This window comes from Empedobacter brevis NBRC 14943 = ATCC 43319, assembly GCF_000382425.1.
GTDB lineage: Bacteria > Bacteroidota > Bacteroidia > Flavobacteriales > Weeksellaceae > Empedobacter > Empedobacter brevis.
The window spans coordinates 13,029-29,656 of the sequence record NZ_KB908292.1 but is presented as its reverse complement, the minus strand read 5'-3'; the positions used below and the strand labels follow the sequence as shown (position 1 = coordinate 29,656).

General features: G+C 32.8%; 18 protein-coding genes. 9 read left to right on the top strand and 9 right to left on the bottom strand.

Annotation, left to right across the window (positions count from 1 at the left end):
- Nucleotides 1–154 precede the first annotated feature (154 nt).
- Nucleotides 155–1,081, top strand: a complete 927-nt coding sequence (locus tag H277_RS0103350; RefSeq protein ID WP_019974163.1) for a T9SS type A sorting domain-containing protein — start codon at nt 155–157, stop codon at nt 1,079–1,081.
- A 53-nt stretch (nt 1,082–1,134) separates the two neighbouring features.
- Here H277_RS0103350 and dnaK read toward each other — a convergent pair whose 3' ends face one another.
- Both dnaK and H277_RS0103340 read right to left on the bottom strand, forming a co-directional pair.
- Nucleotides 1,135–3,036: a molecular chaperone DnaK gene (dnaK, locus tag H277_RS0103345; protein ID WP_019974162.1), complete on the bottom strand. Its 1,902-nt coding sequence runs from the start codon at nt 3,034–3,036 to the stop codon at nt 1,135–1,137.
- Between the two features lie 236 nt (nt 3,037–3,272).
- Nucleotides 3,273–3,599, bottom strand: a complete 327-nt coding sequence (locus H277_RS0103340) for a tRNA-binding protein (protein ID WP_026357388.1) — start codon at nt 3,597–3,599, stop codon at nt 3,273–3,275.
- A gap of 596 nt (nt 3,600–4,195) precedes the next feature.
- Between H277_RS0103340 and H277_RS0103335 the strand changes: the two genes are divergently transcribed.
- The 6 genes from H277_RS0103335 to ftsY all read left to right on the top strand — a co-directional run bounded on the left by H277_RS0103335 (nt 4,196) and on the right by ftsY (nt 9,382).
- Nucleotides 4,196–5,839, top strand: a complete 1,644-nt coding sequence (locus H277_RS0103335; RefSeq protein ID WP_019974160.1) for a M1 family metallopeptidase — start codon at nt 4,196–4,198, stop codon at nt 5,837–5,839.
- 130 nt (nt 5,840–5,969) lie between these two features.
- A complete protein-coding gene (gene lnt, locus H277_RS0103330) occupies nt 5,970–7,625 on the top strand; it encodes an apolipoprotein N-acyltransferase (RefSeq protein WP_019974159.1) in 1,656 nt (551 codons plus the stop codon).
- A gap of 82 nt (nt 7,626–7,707) precedes the next feature.
- Nucleotides 7,708–7,944, top strand: a complete 237-nt coding sequence (gene rpmB / locus H277_RS0103325) for a 50S ribosomal protein L28 (RefSeq protein ID WP_019974158.1) — start codon at nt 7,708–7,710, stop codon at nt 7,942–7,944.
- 11 nt (nt 7,945–7,955) lie between these two features.
- Nucleotides 7,956–8,138: a 50S ribosomal protein L33 gene (gene rpmG, locus H277_RS0103320; RefSeq protein ID WP_019974157.1), complete on the top strand. Its 183-nt coding sequence runs from the start codon at nt 7,956–7,958 to the stop codon at nt 8,136–8,138.
- Between the two features lie 14 nt (nt 8,139–8,152).
- A complete protein-coding gene (locus tag H277_RS19920) occupies nt 8,153–8,302 on the top strand; it encodes a DUF4295 domain-containing protein (protein ID WP_019974156.1) in 150 nt (49 codons plus the stop codon).
- 117 nt (nt 8,303–8,419) lie between these two features.
- Entirely contained in the window at nt 8,420–9,382 is a 963-nt protein-coding gene (ftsY, locus tag H277_RS0103310) for a signal recognition particle-docking protein FtsY (RefSeq protein ID WP_019974155.1), read from the top strand.
- A 56-nt stretch (nt 9,383–9,438) separates the two neighbouring features.
- On the opposite strand, the gene H277_RS0103305 is transcribed toward ftsY, so the two are convergent.
- The 3 genes from H277_RS0103305 to H277_RS0103295 are packed head-to-tail and all read right to left on the bottom strand — an operon-like array spanning nt 9,439 to nt 10,346.
- Nucleotides 9,439–9,714: a hypothetical protein gene (locus H277_RS0103305; protein WP_019974154.1), complete on the bottom strand. Its 276-nt coding sequence runs from the start codon at nt 9,712–9,714 to the stop codon at nt 9,439–9,441.
- A gap of 12 nt (nt 9,715–9,726) precedes the next feature.
- Nucleotides 9,727–9,909, bottom strand: a complete 183-nt coding sequence (locus tag H277_RS0103300) for a hypothetical protein (RefSeq protein WP_019974153.1) — start codon at nt 9,907–9,909, stop codon at nt 9,727–9,729.
- A 2-nt stretch (nt 9,910–9,911) separates the two neighbouring features.
- Nucleotides 9,912–10,346 carry a hypothetical protein gene (locus tag H277_RS0103295; protein WP_026357387.1) on the bottom strand — a complete coding sequence of 145 codons (435 nt, stop codon included), beginning with the start codon at nt 10,344–10,346 and terminating at the stop codon, nt 9,912–9,914.
- Between the two features lie 107 nt (nt 10,347–10,453).
- Here H277_RS0103295 and H277_RS0103290 point away from each other — a divergent pair, with 107 nt between their 5' ends.
- Nucleotides 10,454–12,529, top strand: coding sequence for a TonB-dependent receptor plug domain-containing protein (locus tag H277_RS0103290; protein WP_019974151.1), 2,076 nt, complete (start codon nt 10,454–10,456; stop codon nt 12,527–12,529).
- A 67-nt stretch (nt 12,530–12,596) separates the two neighbouring features.
- On the opposite strand, the gene H277_RS0103285 is transcribed toward H277_RS0103290, so the two are convergent.
- Entirely contained in the window at nt 12,597–12,848 is a 252-nt protein-coding gene (locus tag H277_RS0103285) for a hypothetical protein (protein ID WP_019974150.1), read from the bottom strand.
- Nucleotides 12,849–12,896: 48 nt separating this feature from the next.
- Nucleotides 12,897–13,961: an acyl-CoA reductase gene (locus H277_RS0103280; protein WP_019974149.1), complete on the bottom strand. Its 1,065-nt coding sequence runs from the start codon at nt 13,959–13,961 to the stop codon at nt 12,897–12,899.
- Between the two features lie 62 nt (nt 13,962–14,023).
- On the opposite strand from H277_RS0103280, the gene H277_RS0103275 reads away from it, so the two are divergent.
- Nucleotides 14,024–14,374, top strand: a complete 351-nt coding sequence (locus H277_RS0103275; protein ID WP_026357386.1) for a 4Fe-4S dicluster domain-containing protein — start codon at nt 14,024–14,026, stop codon at nt 14,372–14,374.
- A gap of 54 nt (nt 14,375–14,428) precedes the next feature.
- Here H277_RS0103275 and H277_RS0103270 read toward each other — a convergent pair whose 3' ends face one another.
- Nucleotides 14,429–14,770 (bottom strand): T9SS type B sorting domain-containing protein, encoded by a 342-nt coding sequence (locus tag H277_RS0103270; protein ID WP_019974147.1) that lies wholly within the window; start codon nt 14,768–14,770, stop codon nt 14,429–14,431.
- Nucleotides 14,771–14,954: 184 nt separating this feature from the next.
- Nucleotides 14,955–16,625: a gliding motility-associated ABC transporter substrate-binding protein GldG gene (gene gldG / locus H277_RS0103265; RefSeq protein WP_026357385.1), complete on the bottom strand. Its 1,671-nt coding sequence runs from the start codon at nt 16,623–16,625 to the stop codon at nt 14,955–14,957.
- Nucleotides 16,626–16,628: the final 3 nt, after the last annotated feature.

Genomic DNA, 16,628 nt, shown 5'->3' with positions numbered 1-16,628 from the left:
TTGGAATAAATTTTATAAAAATTCGTTCTGTAAAATTACGTTTATATATTTCTATTATCAGGATAGAAATATCTTTTGTACACAATTCACCAAAGTGTCTTTTTTCGAATGCATTAAATTCAGTAAATTGTATACCTTTTTAAATTAACAGGATATGAAAAAAGTTTACACAATTTTATTAGTTGCAGGAAGTGTTATTTCTTTTGCACAAAACAATACTTCTTTTGAAGCAAGCGAAGGTTATATAGTAGGGAATATGCATTCACAGAATGGTTGGGAAGTTAGTGAAGGGAATGGGGCTATTCTCAATAACCAACTTGTTTCTGATGAACAAGCTAGTGATGGAAGTTATTCGTTCAAAAATGGAGACCAAACAGATTTTAGCCCAAAAGGTTTTCCTGTAATGGGAGTGACAAAAACTTTTGAAAAACCAGCAGATTACAAAAACTTTACCATTTCGTTTGATGCTTTTGTCACAAAACGCAACGGGGCTGATTTCGAGTTTACCTTATATACCATCAATCCCGATACAGATGAATTTAATCCGGTTGCCGGTCTTGGAATGGAGAATAGGGGATATTTGTATATTACAAAAGATATTGAGTATGGCTTTGATTATGCAGATGCTGCAGAAGGATGGGCAATTAACAAATGGAATAATTTTAGAATAGAAGTCAAAGAAAATGAAATTAAATATTATCTAAATGATAATTTAGTCTACACAGGCGATAATTTCACTAAAATGAATATTCATGGATTGACTATTTTGCATAATAATTATGGAGGTGATGCTTATTATGATAATTTCAAATTCAATACAGATGATTTAGCCGTGAATCAAATCGAGCATAAAGAATTCAAACTTTACCCTAATCCGGTGAACGATTATCTAAATTTTGATGGAAATTTTCATGAGCAAATTTCAACGATAGAAGTGTTAAATACAGCAGGTCAATTGGTTTTAAAGTCTGATAATTCTGTAAAACAACTCAATACATCATCTTTAAGTTCAGGTGTATATATTGTGAAAATTAAATTAAAAGATGGAAAAATGATGACACGAAAAATCATCAAAAAATAAATAAAAAAATCCTCCCAAATGGGAGGATTTTCTATTTGATAAATGAAATTCTATTATTTAACTTCTTCGAAGTCTACGTCTTCAACACCATCATTTTTAGCTTGACCTTGATCAGTACCTGGTTGAGCTTGTGCACCACCTTGTTGACCTTCGTTCATTGCAGCATAAATTTCTTGTGAAGCAGCATTCCAAGCTGTATTTAATTTTTCCATAGAAGCATCAATTGCAGCAACGTCTTGTGCAGCGTGAGCAGATTTTACTTCTGCTAAAGCTTCTTCAATCGGTTGTTTTTTATCAGCAGGAATTTTATCTCCATACTCAGTCAATTGTTTTTCTGTTTGGAAAATTAAAGCATCAGCAGCATTTACTTTTTCAATTTTTTGTTTTGCTTCTTCATCTTTAGCCGCATTTTCTTGCGCTTCTTTTTTCATTCTTTCGATATCCGCATCAGATAATCCGGAAGAAGCTTCAATTTTGATCGATTGCTCTTTTCCAGTTCCTTTATCTTTTGCAGAAACACTCAAGATACCATTCGCATCAATATCAAATGTAACTTCGATTTGAGGAACACCTCTTTGTGCTGGTGGAATATCGACTAAGTCAAAGCGTCCGATTTCTTTGTTGTCATTGAATAAAGGACGTTCTCCTTGACCAATTCTTAATGTTACCGCTGGTTGATTATCAACTGCAGTTGAGAAAACCTCAGATTTTTTAGTTGGAATAGTTGTGTTCGCTTCAATTAATTTAGTGAAAACACCTCCTAAAGTTTCAATACCTAAAGATAATGGCGTAACGTCTAATAATAATACGTCTTTTACGTCACCTGTTAAAACACCTCCTTGGATAGCTGCTCCTACTGCAACAACTTCATCAGGGTTTACACCTTTAGATGGTTTTTTACCAAAGAATTTTTCTACTTCTTCTTGGATTTTAGGAATACGAGTTGAACCACCAACTAAAATTACTTCGTCAATATCAGAGATTGATAATCCTGCATCAGACAATGCCTTTTGACAAGGATCCATAGAACGTTTCACTAAGTTTTCTGTTAACTGATCAAATTTTGAACGTGTTAAAGTTTCTACTAAGTGCTTTGGTCCTGTTTCATTTGCTGTAACGTATGGTAAATTAATTTCTGTTTGCGCAGAAGAAGATAATTCGATTTTAGCTTTCTCAGCAGCTTCACGTAAACGTTGTAAAGCCATTGCATCTTTTTTCAAATCAACACCTTCTTTTGCTTGGAATTCAGAAGCCAACCAATTGATGATTGCATCATCAAAATCATCACCTCCTAAGTGAGTATCACCGTTTGTAGATAATACTTCGAATACACCGTCACCTAATTCTAAGATAGATACGTCAAAAGTACCACCACCTAAATCATAAACAACGATTTTTTTATCTGAATTTGCTTTGTCTAATCCGTAAGCTAATGCTGCAGCAGTAGGCTCGTTGATAATACGCTCTACTTTTAATCCTGCAATTTCACCAGCTTCTTTTGTTGCTTGACGTTGAGCATCGTTAAAGTAAGCAGGTACAGTAATTACCGCTCTAGATACTTCTTGTCCTAAGTAATCTTCAGCTGTTTTTTTCATTTTTTGTAAAATCATTGCTGAGATTTCTTGTGGAGTATAGTTACGACCATCAATGTCAACTGCTGGCGTATCATTATTTCCTTTTACAACTGAATAAGGAACACGACTGATTTCATCTGCATCATTATTAAATTTAGTTCCCATGAAACGTTTGATAGAATAAATCGTTTTCTTTGGGTTTGTTACAGCTTGACGTTTTGCTGAATCACCAACTTTAATTTCACCACCTTCTACGAATGCTACGATAGATGGTGTAGTTCTTTTACCTTCTGCATTTGGAATTACAACTGGCTCGCTACCTTCCATTACAGAAACACAAGAGTTCGTTGTACCTAAATCGATTCCGATTATTTTGCTCATATTGTTTAGTTATTTTTTATATTATTAATGATTTATTTTGAACTTTTATACATCACAAAAAAATGATGTTACAACCTAATGGACAATCTTTGTGCCAACGTATAAAAGAATGACATCTGATATTTTAAAATGTCATGTTGTCATATTATGAAAGAGAAATCATTATAAAGCGGAGGAATCGTCAGTTTTTTGATTGATAAATTGTCAGCGTTAAGCTAAATAACGAAACAGAATGCTTACCCAATCTTACTTCCGTTTTCCACTTTTCGCTCAGGATTCAGAAGAATCACATCGCTGTTATTGCCGTAAACACCCATTACAAGACATTCACTCATAAGATTAGCGATTTGTTTTTTCGGAAAGTTAACGATGGAAATAATTTGTTTCCCAATCAATTCTTCTTTTGAATAAAGAGAAGTTATTTGGGCCGAACTTTTTTTAATTCCCAATGGACCAAAGTCAATTTCTAGAATATAAGCAGGATTTTTTGCTTTTGGAAAATCATCTGCTTTAACTATTGTTCCAACCCGGATATCAATTTTTTCAAAATCTTGCCAGGAAATAGTTTCCGTATTCTGCTTTTGGTTTTCTTTTTCATGGATAGATTGTAAGATCTGAATTAATTCATTTTTTTCACTACTATATTTTATTTTCATCTCATCCGGCATTCTTTCATAATACGTTAAAGCTTTTTCTCCAAATTGTTTGAGATAGAAATTCGTCAGTGTCGGAACATTTGGAAACCTTTTATGAAAAATCATTTCGGTATATGCCTGCCATTCACGTTCTTCTCTGGTTTCGACCTGATTTTCTCCCGAACGCTGAAAAACATGCATCATTTCATGCATCAAAACATTAGAAAGTAACACAAGATCAAAATCTAAAATATTACGTGGTACACGAATTGTAATCCCATTTTTTTCTTCTCCTTCTGCTGTTAGAAGAAAGCTTTTCGGATCAATTTCTTCTCTAAACGTAAAACCTGTGAAAGCACTATGTTTTAATTTCAATTCATCTAAAATTTCATACAATGCTTCGATAATGAGGTGGTTATTTTTTAAATAATTTATTCTTTCTTTAAATTTTTCTGTAATCATAGATTTTTTGCACTTATATATCAAATATATAATCTTATTTTTGATATGTTTTAAAAATGACTATGAAGAAATTAGTACTATTGCTTGGCTTGATATCGATCACAACACATGCACAAGTTCTTAATCACAAAAAAGAATTTACACGACAGGATTCGCTTCGCGGAACCAATAACGAATTTCGTAATTGGTGGGATGTAAAAAAATATAAAGTAAGTGTAGAACCGGATTTTCAGTCAAAAACAATCAAAGGAAAAACAACCATCATATTTGATAAAACCAATACTCAGCAATCAGATTTGCTTCAAATTGATTTACAACATCCAATGACTGTTTCTGCCGTAAAGTTAAACGGGAAGAAAATCTCAAATTTTAAACGGGATGGAAATGTTTATTTTATAACGGTAGGAAATAAAATAAAAAGTAATTCAAATCAATTAGAATTAGAGTATAGTGGAAATCCTCGTGTTGCTAAAAATGCCCCTTGGGATGGAGGCTGGATTTTTACCAAAGATCAAAAAGACCGCGATTGGATGTCTGTTGCTGTACAAGGGTTAGGTGCAAGCGCTTGGTTTCCGAACAAAGATTACTTGGGTGACGAACCGGATAACGGAATGGAACTCGAAATCATTGTCCCAAAGGAGTTGGTTGGTGTAGGAAACGGGAGGTTTGTTTCTAAAAAAGAAATGAATGGTAAAATGGCTTATACATGGAAAGTCGTTAATCCAATCAATAATTATAACATTATTCCAAACATCGGGCATTATGTCAACTTCAAAGATATTTATGAAGGAGAAAAAGGAAAATTAGATTTAGATTATTATGTGTTAGATTATAATTTAGAGCAAGCAAAGTCTCAATTTGAACAGGCAAAATTGATGTTGAAAAGTTTCGAACATTGGTTTGGACCTTATCCATTCTATGAAGATTCATTCAAGATTATAGAAACACCACATTTGGGAATGGAACATCAGTCCGGAATTGCCTATGGAAATAAGTTTAAGAATGGTTACTTAGGTCGTGATTTATCAGGTTCAGGATGGGGAATGAAATGGGATTTTATTATTGTTCATGAAGCCGGGCACGAATGGTTCGGAAATAATATAACCGAAAAGGATGTTGCGGATATGTGGATTCACGAGTCCTTTACAGCTTATTCTGAAACATTATTCACCGAAACTTTTTATGGAAAAGAAGCTGCAGGAGAATATGTTCGAGGAACCCGAAATGCGATAGAAAACGATATTCCGATCATTGGAGTTTATGGTGTAAATCAGGAGGGAAGTGGTGATATGTACTACAAAGGAGCAAATATGATTCATACATTAAGAACGTGGATGAACAATGATGAACAATTCAGACAAATGTTAAGAGGATTGAACAAAGAATTTTATCATCAAACTGTGACAACGCAGCAAATAGAGAATTATATGGCAAAATTTTCAGGTTTAGATTTGAAATCTTTTTTTAATCAATATTTGAGAACAGTTGAAGTTCCGACATTAGAATTGAAACAAGAAGGAAATCAAATCAACTATAGATACACGAACATTGTTGATGGATTTTCAATGCCTTTGAGATTGAAAAATACTGAACAAACAATAAGCCCAACAAAAGATTGGAAAACATTGAATAGTGTTTCAATTAAAAATATTTCTGATGTAGAAATTAATCCAAATTATTACATCAAAATAAAAATAGTACGTTAAAAAAGATTCTTTTGAATGATATGAAACGTTCATTCAGATTCACATCACCCGAAACGAGATAAGTTTGTAAAATCAATAAATCCAAACAAATATCATCGATTATTGGAGGATGAAATTATAAATTTGTGACATGAAAAAATACATTGCATACGCAATTGCAACAGGATTATTGCTGACAGCCGGTTGGCCATCGTATGGTTTTCCATTGTTGTTATTTATAGGATTTGTTCCCTTGATGTTAGCGGAACATCAAATCTCGCAACGAGTAGAATTCAAGAAGAAAGGACGTAAGATTTTCGGTCTTTCGTATTTGGCATTTTTTATTTGGAATGCAACTGTTATTTGGTGGCTGCATTATGCACAAGAAACCAATGCAAATGGAGATTTACAAAATTCGTGGAGTGCTTATTTAATTCCGGTGGTGGCCAATTCATTATTTATGTCAATTGTTTTCCAATCCTACCATTTTGTAAAAAAGAAAGCAGGAAACTTGTATGGTTTGATTTTTCTTCCGGCAATTTGGATGAGTTTTGATAAACTAACACTGAATTGGGAACTGACTTGGCCTTGGTTTAATCTTGGAAATGGTTTTGCAAAATACTATGAATGGGTACAATGGTACGAATATACAGGAACTTTTGGAGGAGCCTTATGGATTTGGTTGGTGAACATTATTGTGTTCTATTATTTAACGGCATATATCAATAAGAAAGAAATAAAGTACCTGAACAAATTAGGAATCTACGCAGGGTTATTAATTGCAGTGCCAATCGGTATTTCCTACATTATTTATGCAAACTATGAAGAGAAAGGAAAAGCACTTAATGTGTTAATTCTTCAGCCTGATTTAGATCCATACAACGAAAAGTACATGAAAGATGGATTGCAGATATACGATGAACTGAAGCAATTGGCCTTGAAAAATATTCAACCCAACACTCAATTTGTTGTAGCTCCGGAAACTGCTGTGCCTGGATCTTCTGCATTAATTTTTGATAATTTGTATGATGATTTGATTATTCAAGACATTCAACAATGGACAAATTCTAAGAAAGATTTACATTTTGTGACAGGAGCATCTATTATGCGAATTTATCCGATGGAATCTTTAGCTTCGGAAACAGCATCTGTTATGAAAGATGGAATTACATGGTATGACGCTTATAATTCGGCCTTGCAGATAGGTGGTAACGATTCAATAGATGTTTATCATAAGAGTAAATTAGTGCCCGGTGTCGAAATTTTTCCATATCGTAACTATTTAATGCCAATTATTGGAGAATTTATGCTTAACTTTGGCGGCACAACAAAAACGTTGGGAATTCAACCTCATCGTTCTGTTTTCAAAAATAAAACAAACACCGCTACTGTTGCTCCGGTTATATGTTACGAATCGATTTACGGAGACTATACAACAGAATATGTGAGAGAAGGCGCAAATGTTTTGTTCACGATGACCAATGATTCTTGGTGGGGCTCTACCGATGGTCATCGTCAGTTACTTTTATACGGTAACTTGAGAGCTATTGAAAATAGACGAGCTATTGTTAGATCTGCAAACTCAGGTATTTCGGCTTTCGTTAATCAGCGAGGAGATATAATGAAATCGTTACCTTATGGTGAACAGGGTGCTTTAAATGGTACAATTTTAATGAATAGTGAATTAACGTTTTATACAAAGTATGGTGACGTAATCGCAAGAATAGCTTTATTGGTAATGGGAATTATCTTGGCTTATACCTTTGCGCAGAAGTTGTTATACAAAGAAAATAAGAAAAAAATATAAAATTAATAACCTAAAGAGTTGTATAAGTAATATATAATTTGTTACTTTGCACTCCGTTTAAAATAGGACAATACAAAATAAGATGTCAAAAATTTGTCAAATTACAGGTAAGAAGAGATTAGTGGGAAACAGTGTTTCTCATGCTAATAATAAAACAAAACGCACTTTTGAAGTGAATTTGTTCAAAAAGAGATTTTTTATGCCAGAAGCTGGTGAGTGGATTACTTTAAAAGTTTCTGCACACGGTTTAAAAACAATCAACAAATTAGGAGTTGATGAGGCTGTTAAACGTGCACGTAAAGAAGGTTTAATCAAATAATTTAAGACACCATGGCAAAAAAAGGAAACAGAGTACAGGTTATTTTAGAATGTACAGAGCATAAAGAAAGTGGTATGCCAGGAATGTCTCGTTATATCACAACTAAAAACAAAAAAAATACTCCAGATCGTATTGAGTTGAAAAAATTCAACCCAGTATTGAAAAAGTATACAATTCACAAGGAGATTAAATAATAAAATTTTAGACGATGGCAAAGAAAACGGTAGCAACCCTACAAACTGGGTCTAAAAAAATGACCAAAGTAATCAAAATGGTAAAATCTCCTAAAACTGGAGCTTACGTATTTGTTGAAAAAGTAGTTAACGCTGACGAAGCAGATTCTTTCTTCGCGAAATAATTTGTTAGCTTAACACAAAATATTAAGGTTAATAGAGCTGCCTCGTTTTTAGGCGGCTTTTTTATTTCCTTATATTTTATGTATCTTCGTACATAATTTTAAGAAATTTAGCTTTTAATGAGTTGGTTTAAAAAGATATTAGGTAAAGAAAGTAAAGAAAAATTAGATGAAGGTCTTGAGAAATCGAAGTCTTCATTTTTTGATAAAATAAGTCGAGCAGTTGTTGGAAAATCTAAAGTTGATGATGAGGTTTTAGATGACTTGGAAGAAGTTTTAATTTCTTCTGATGTAGGAGTAGAAACAACGGTGAAAATTATTCGTCGAATTGAAGAACGTGTGGAACGTGATAAATATGTTTCGACATCTGAGTTGGATTTAATTCTTCGTGAAGAAATTGCCGGCTTACTTTCTGAAAATAATATAGAAGATACAAATGGTTTTGCAATTCCTAAAAAAGAGGTACCATATGTGATTATGGTTGTCGGTGTAAATGGAGTTGGAAAAACCACAACAATTGGAAAATTAGCTTCTCAGTTCAAATCGCAAGGATTAAAAGTTGTTCTCGGTGCAGCCGATACTTTTCGTGCAGCAGCTGTAGATCAATTGGTGATTTGGTCAGAACGTGCAGGAGTGCCAATTGTAAAACAAGCAATGGGATCAGATCCTGCTTCAGTAGCCTTTGATACTATACAATCGGCGGTTGCTCAAAATGCAGATGTCGTTTTGATTGATACAGCAGGGCGTTTGCACAATAAAGTTAATTTGATGAACGAGCTGACAAAAATAAAACGTGTCATGCAAAAGGTTATTCCGGACGCACCTCACGAAGTTTTATTGGTATTAGATGGTTCTACAGGTCAGAATGCTTTTGAGCAGGCGAAACAATTTACGCAAGCAACAGAAGTTTCAGCTTTGGCGGTTACAAAGTTAGATGGAACCGCAAAAGGTGGAGTGGTGATCGGAATTTCTGATCAATTTCAAATTCCTGTCAAATACATTGGTGTAGGTGAAGGAATAAATGATTTACAAGCTTTTAATAAAATGGAGTTTGTTGATTCTTTCTTCAAACGAAATAAATAATAAGATTTTAAGAATACAAAATACAAAATCCTTTAAGCTTAGCTTAAAGGATTTTTTTATCTATAAAAATCTTTTTCCTTGAGATTAATTTTATCAAGTATAAACTTTAAAACTTGATGAAATTTTGTTTCTTTATTTGTACAACTAACATCATATTTCACAGAATTGTTGTTATTGCTAAAACTTAGTGTGGTATGATTTCCATCTAAACAACCTGTTTGAGGAAATAAATCTTTTGCAGTTAAGCTTAATAATTTAGTAGAAAGTTCTTCAAAATCATTTAGGTCGATGTATTTATTTGTTTGATAGTTACGATCTTCTTTTAGATTCATTTTTATTTCTATTCATACTTTATCTTTTCTATTGTTTTTTGGAGAAAGAAAACTTGCCTTTGGAGATTCGATATAAATTGTGGTATTGCTCCATAAATGTGATGAATTATTCTCTATTTCTATATAATTGATTTGATCTTGTCCAAAGGAACAAATAGAGTGCGCCACAAAAAAAATAAAAAATAACGTTCTCATAATTAATACACGACCTTAATATACTCTTTGTAAAACTTTTTACTCTTTGTTTCTTTTTTAGAAATAGTTTTTAGGTATTCGTTTAAATACTCTCTAAATGGAGAATCTTTCGCCAAAGCATCTTGCTTTTTACTGGTTAATACTTGTATCGTGCCATACATTTCTTCTTCGTTTTCTATACTCGATGCAATAAGTGTAAAGGTTTCATTTGCTTCGTTGATAATGTTACGATTTGACCAAACCAATAAAGCTTGATTATTTTCTGTGTACAAAACATTGTCCCATTTTCCAAGCCAATCGTATAGCATTTTTTTTGCAACCAATGGGGTCTGGAAACTTTCTACGCGATATTCTGTCAACGAGCGTTCTGCTTGTTGTTGAGCATACAATGTATTAAAACTTATAAGGAATGTAATAAAAAGGATTAATTTTTTCAAGGTTAAAAATTCTTGTTTGACGTAAAGTTATTGAAAATAAAATGTAACATACTCATAAATCAAGCGTCATTTATAAAAGACACTAAACTTTAATAAAAGAATTAAACATGAGAAAAATTTATGTACTTGTAATTTCATTAATGGGAATTTTAACTTTCGCTCAAGAAGAAAAACAGGATTCAATTGACTATAATCCAATCGAGATAAAAGAAGTTTTAGTTCAGGCCCAGCGAAAAAAAATGTTTGCTGATAAATCGGTTTATACATTTGATAAAGATGCGTTAGAAAAGGCGCGTTATGCAAAAGATTTATTGAATACATTGCCAGAATTAAATGTAGATCCTGTCTCAAATACAATTCAGAGTATTAAAGGTGGAACAACATTGATTTTGATGAATGGCATTGAAGTTACAGATAATCAAATTCGTTCAGTGAAACCGCAAGATGTAGTGCGGGTAGAATATTTTGACATTCCTCCATCACGTTGGGCTAATAGAGCTGATCAAGTGGTGAATTTGATTACACGAAATCCGGAAAATGGTTATGTTTTCGGAGTAGAAGGAGTAACTTCTCCTCTGACAGGATTTGTAGATGGTTCTGCTTATGCAAATTTTACAAAAGGAAGAAATAATTTTGGAGTTGAGTATTTACTTAATTTAAGAGATTATGACAATCGTGAAAATGTGAACACCTATGAATATTTATTGGATAACAACTATTACAAAACAACGGAACATCGCTTTGATCACTTTGGTTACACTTCCCAAAATGCAGTGCTACGCTATACCAATACAGATTCGGATAAATATACTTTTCAAACCAAGTTGGATTTAGAAATTTTCAACAGTTTTACAGATGTGAATGGAGAGAGTATTTTCTTAATGAATCAAATTCCCGAGGACCATACTACCTATAAACATGGAAACAGTAGTTATACAAAGCCGACTTTAGATATTTATTACTCAAGGAAATTTGGAAAAAAAGATGAATTGAGCTTAAATGTTGTAGGATCTAATTTTAAAACAAATACGTATGAGTTATCGAAAGAATGGCTGACGAGCAATGGGAATAGTGTATTTGATAATGAAATGAAGTTAAAGGCTGAACAAACTTCCATTGTAGGAGAAGTCGCACATACACATGATTTTAAATCGGGAAAATTGAGTTCAGGCTATCGAATTTCGACCAATGATATTAAAAATGATTTGGAAAATTTGGAAGGAGTTTCTCATTATAAAGTAAATTATCTGCAACAATATATGTATACAGAATTCTCCGGGAAAACGAAAAAACTAATGTATCGTTTAGGAATGGGATTAACAAATATACATAATCAAAGTGCTGATGACACTCAGAATACATGGACAATTACACCAAAAATAGTGTTGGGGTATGAGTTGACGAAGAACCAAAGTTTACGTTTTACAAGTTCATATACACCAACGAGTCCTTGGAGTGATGCACTGAGTAGTAATGTGGTACAAATGGTGCCGAATATTGTACGAAAAGGAAATCCTGAGTTAAATATTCAGAAGTCATTTGGAAATAATTTAATCTATTCCTTCAATTCAAAATATTTTGATCTCAATACCAATTTATTTTATTGGTACAGAAAAGATGCAATTAATCAATTGTATGTGTTAGATGGAAATCGCTATGCGCTGACCTATGAAAATGCTCAAAACTCTCAACAGTTTGGAGTACAGGTTTCCGGATCTGTTAAACCATTTGGAACAGATATATTTACCTTAAAAGTTGTTTTGGCACCTGCTTCAGAAAGTGTAAAACTGAAGAATGGTGAAACGGTTAAGAATAATTATATAGGAAATAATTTTGTGATTAGTTCTGTCTACAAAAGCTTGAGTTTCATGTATTTATTTAATGTTCCGACTTATTCGTTGAGAGGGCCATTCTTGAATACAAATGAGAATAAAAGCCATTTGGTATTAAGTTATAAATGGAATAATTGGTCGTTTAAAACAGGAGCATATTGGCTTGGAATGCCTTCTGAATATAAAACAAAATCACTGAACGAGAGTTTGGTAAACTTTACAAGTCATACGCAAATTTGGAACAATAAAAATATGTTTATTTTAGGGTTTAGTTATGATTTTTCAACAGGAAAGAAAACGAATATTAACCGAAAATTAGAAAATCAAACAGCAGGAGCGGCTTCGTTTTAGAAAGTGATAGAAAGAAAAACGCATGATACTTTAGTACCATGCGTTTTTCTTTTTCTTAATGTATAAATTATGATCTAGGAACATAACCATAAAAATATGTTACAGTATTATTTTCGGAAACGACAGGGTACATTCCTACAAACATTAAATTAAATTCATCTAAATGTTCTTGAGGTAATTCATTTTCGCTTAATAAAACTGGATAACCGTTGTACCACGGATTACTAAAGTTGACAATGGTAGAATGTAATTCTTTTACTTCTGCTTTTAAGAAACCAGAAGAAAATAATAAACAGCTTAAAATTACTAATTTTTTCATAATGTATTAATTATTAAAGTATGATTAAGCCTAATATATGAATTATTTTTATAACTCAGCTAAGAATTTTAAAGTATCAATATTGTCTGCGTAATCTGTTAATTTAGGAAACTGCGTCTGTCCAAATTCAACATGATTCGGGTTGTCTTTCATCTCGTTTCCAACGACACATTGGATTTGGTCGTTATGTTCGGCTAAATAATGCTTTACTTCATTAATATCCGTATAGGTTTCATAATTTACAACAGCAATGGGCGAATGCAAGCTCGAATCTTTTTTCAATAAAACAAAATTATTATCCAGAAATTCATCCTTTCCTAACAAATAAATCGCACGATTGTAATCGTAGTTATTTGCATATTTCGGATGATTTATAACCATTTCTCCCCAAGGAAAAATAGCTTCAAAAACGTTAGGAAGTTGCGCTTCATCCTTTACATAAAGTTTTGTCACATTGCGGCATCCTAAACCATAATAAATGAATAAATCGTCACCTAATTTTTTCAAATCTTCTTCAGTTTCTAAGCCATCCAGGACAGCAACAGATGTTCTGTTTTTTCGAATGATGTGCGGGACTTTTCCAAAATATTGCTCAAAATAACGCGCTGTATTATTACTTCCTGTTGCAATTACAGCCTCAAAATCTTCTAATCGCTCAACTGTTTGTATAATCGTTTTGAATTCTTCATTAACTGAATAAAGAAATTTAATTACAAGTTGGATTAATTTATCATCTTTTGAAGAGGTTTTAATTAATGCATTATTTCCGGAAATGACAACAGAAAGTAAATCATGAAAACCTACCAAAGGTAAATTTCCAGCCATAATAATTCCGACATTTTTTGGCGCTTTGGCATAAGGATATTTTTTTGTCCAAGCATGTAGATTTTCGGTGGTTAAAGCTTCTGACCAATTCTTTAATGCTAATATAATGTTCTCTTTCGTAAACCAATTGTTGTAGGCTTCTGCATCACTAATAGCATATGCTGCATCATCTTTCCAATCTTCGAATTTTTCTGCCAGTTCTTTGTCTTGAGTAGAATAATTATTTATAATAAAATTAAAAAACTGTCCCAATTCGTTAAATGCTGAAATCCTTTGTTCAAATGTCATTTTTTCTGAAAATTAAATGTAATTTTGTAGGTACAAATGTAGGAAATAAAAAAACAGATACAATGGCTATAATTATTACAGATGAATGTATAAATTGTGGAGCTTGTGAGCCAGAATGTCCAAATAATGCAATTTATGAAGCTGCGGTAGATTGGAAATATTCTGACGGGACTTCTCTTACCGGAACTATTGTAAACGTAGATGGTGTTACTTTTGATGCTGATGCGGTGCAAGATCCTGTAAGTGATGAGGTTTATTACATTGTTCCAGATAAATGTACTGAATGTAAAGGTTTCCACGAAGAGCCACAATGTGCGGCAGTTTGCCCGGTGGATTGTTGTGTGCCTGATGATAACCACGTAGAAAGCGATGAACGCCTTTTGAGTAAAAAAGCGTTTATGCACTTAGAGTAAAATCGTCATAACTTTACATATAAAAACCTCGAGTCATTTCTCGAGGTTTTTTTGTTATTTACTCTTGAGAAGAATAGCGCCTTGTAAGCTTGCCGTGTTTTCAGCATTTGCTTCTTTCCATTCTAGTCTATACCAATATGTAGTACTCGGTAATGCTGAACCAGTGGGTTGTTTTCCATTCCATATAAAATTATTCTCTCCGTGATCTTTGAATACAGTTTTACCAAATCGATCTACAATAAGGAGTTTAGGATTTTCTTTGGTTGATAAAAAAGAGAAGTCCAATAGATCATTCTTTCCATCTCCATTAGGAGAAACATACCAAATGGTTTGACTGTAACATATAGAAGTTAAAAATAATAGATGTACTAATACAAAGGTATAAAAAGGTTTCATAGAGAGAATTATACTTCAAATTAATAAAAATAATAATTCATGTCTAAATTTTAACACACTGTAAAAAAGGTCTAAAAAGGAACCCTCGAAAATATTTCGAGGGTTCCTTATAAAATATATTTGAAATAATGATTTTCTGAGTAGAGAATCAGAACATTTTGGTAGAATAGTAATCCTGATAAATTTATCTCGCAAACGTTCTTTTTCTTATCCAAAATCCAAGTCCTCCTAAAATAGCAATAATTGAAGTTGGAACAAGTAAGTTAATCATTTGCCAGGTTGCCTTTTCTTGTAAAACGATTGTCTCACTCAATAATGGAATTTCTACCTTACGATTTCTCAATGCTAAAAAGTCTGAATCGCCTAATAAATAATCCATTGCATTCATGACAAACGTTTGATTGGCATATGTTTTAGGTTTTGCATCCGGATTATCGGGACGAACCGAGAATTTATTCTCACCTAATTGCATTGGTATTCCACGCCATAAAGCATTTTTTAAAACATCTCCATCTGATATGACGATCATTTTTCCATCTGTCGTTTTCGATTTAAAGTTTGGAAATTCTTTACGTTCGTAACGTGATGCATAAGCGGAATTAAAATTACCTTCTAATAAAACTGCCATCGGAATTTTACCCATTTTGTATTCTTCAGGATGTTCGACTTCAACTTCATTTAGCTGGATATAATTTAAAACAGGTTTTAAACTTGATTGTTCAGAAGAACTTAATAAAACGGTTTGCTTGATAGTCGGGTTTTTCAGTAATTCGATCGGGTTTGCAAATTGAAATAAAACAGGATCTATCGAACTTGTAATTGGGTTTTCTTCTCCTTTTATTCCCAACTCGAAATAAGGCCAATTGTAATAATTGTAACTTGTATTTCCTGCTGTTTCTCCATCGGCTAATACAATCTGTGCACCATTCATATCTTTTATCACAGCAGGATGAATACGAACGCCATAATTGAATAAGAAATCATTTAATTTTAAATCTCTCGGAAATGCAACAATTTTACCGCTTCTAAAGATCGAATCCATTTCAGCATCTACCGTTTCGACAGCCATCATCAACTTTCCTCCATTCATGATGTATTGATCCAAAACCAATTTATCCATATCAGAAAAAGGTAAAGTTGGTTTTGCGACAATTAAAGCATCAAAACGTTTCAAACTATCTAAGTCAGAAGGTTGAAATGAAAATGTTTTGTTTGCAATTGGATTAAGATAAACCTCTACGTCATATTTTTCGGATAGAGCAGTTCCTAAACCTTGAATGTTAGCTTCTGGCAATTCATCATGATGAACGACAAAACCAACTCGTTTGCGTTCGAAATTGGTTGCTTTTTGAATTTTTTCTGCAAATAAATATTCTAATTTTTCTGTGGAAGCCAATGCTAATTTTTCGAAGGGAGTGGAAGGGTCATTAACCAAAACTTCCATATAGGTAGATTTATCTCCATATGTTAATTTAGCATATGGATAAACATTTAGGATTCCTTTGTCTGTTTTAATTGGAACCGGAGTTAATTTATTTTGTTCTAACTCCGCTTGTCCCAGGTCGACAGGGTCAACAAACGAATAAGTGACTTTGCTGTTTTTTTCGCGAAGCTCATCTAATAAAAACTGAATTTCGTTTTTCAAAATTCTGTAATCACCAGTCAAGTCTCCACCTAAAAGAATTTCTATTTTAAGCGGTTGTTTTATATTCTCAACTAACTTTTCTGTTGTTGAAGTTAAGGTAAAACGTTTGTCTTTCGTCATGTCAATTCGTGTATAGGCAAATTGTCCGATGATGAAAAGCGCGATACATGCGATGAAAGTAATTAGATGTTGTTTGTTTAATTTTTTCATGGC

Excerpts from the sequence above, each read along its gene's own strand:
- H277_RS0103350 (WP_019974163.1), top strand. The coding sequence starts at position 155 with ATGAAAAAAGTTTACACAATTTTATTAGTTGCAGGAAGTGTTATTTCT.
- dnaK (WP_019974162.1), bottom strand. The coding sequence starts at position 3,036 with ATGAGCAAAATAATCGGAATCGATTTAGGTACAACGAACTCTTGTGTT.
- H277_RS0103335 (WP_019974160.1), top strand. The coding sequence starts at position 4,196 with ATGAAGAAATTAGTACTATTGCTTGGCTTGATATCGATCACAACACAT.
- lnt (WP_019974159.1), top strand. The coding sequence starts at position 5,970 with ATGAAAAAATACATTGCATACGCAATTGCAACAGGATTATTGCTGACA.
- rpmB (WP_019974158.1), top strand. The coding sequence starts at position 7,708 with ATGTCAAAAATTTGTCAAATTACAGGTAAGAAGAGATTAGTGGGAAAC.
- rpmG (WP_019974157.1), top strand. The coding sequence starts at position 7,956 with ATGGCAAAAAAAGGAAACAGAGTACAGGTTATTTTAGAATGTACAGAG.
- H277_RS19920 (WP_019974156.1), top strand. The coding sequence starts at position 8,153 with ATGGCAAAGAAAACGGTAGCAACCCTACAAACTGGGTCTAAAAAAATG.
- ftsY (WP_019974155.1), top strand. The coding sequence starts at position 8,420 with ATGAGTTGGTTTAAAAAGATATTAGGTAAAGAAAGTAAAGAAAAATTA.
- H277_RS0103305 (WP_019974154.1), bottom strand. The coding sequence starts at position 9,714 with ATGAATCTAAAAGAAGATCGTAACTATCAAACAAATAAATACATCGAC.
- H277_RS0103300 (WP_019974153.1), bottom strand. The coding sequence starts at position 9,909 with ATGAGAACGTTATTTTTTATTTTTTTTGTGGCGCACTCTATTTGTTCC.
- H277_RS0103290 (WP_019974151.1), top strand. The coding sequence starts at position 10,454 with ATGAGAAAAATTTATGTACTTGTAATTTCATTAATGGGAATTTTAACT.
- H277_RS0103285 (WP_019974150.1), bottom strand. The coding sequence starts at position 12,848 with ATGAAAAAATTAGTAATTTTAAGCTGTTTATTATTTTCTTCTGGTTTC.
- H277_RS0103280 (WP_019974149.1), bottom strand. The coding sequence starts at position 13,961 with ATGACATTTGAACAAAGGATTTCAGCATTTAACGAATTGGGACAGTTT.
- H277_RS0103275 (WP_026357386.1), top strand. The coding sequence starts at position 14,024 with ATGGCTATAATTATTACAGATGAATGTATAAATTGTGGAGCTTGTGAG.
- H277_RS0103270 (WP_019974147.1), bottom strand. The coding sequence starts at position 14,770 with ATGAAACCTTTTTATACCTTTGTATTAGTACATCTATTATTTTTAACT.
- gldG (WP_026357385.1), bottom strand. The coding sequence starts at position 16,625 with ATGAAAAAATTAAACAAACAACATCTAATTACTTTCATCGCATGTATC.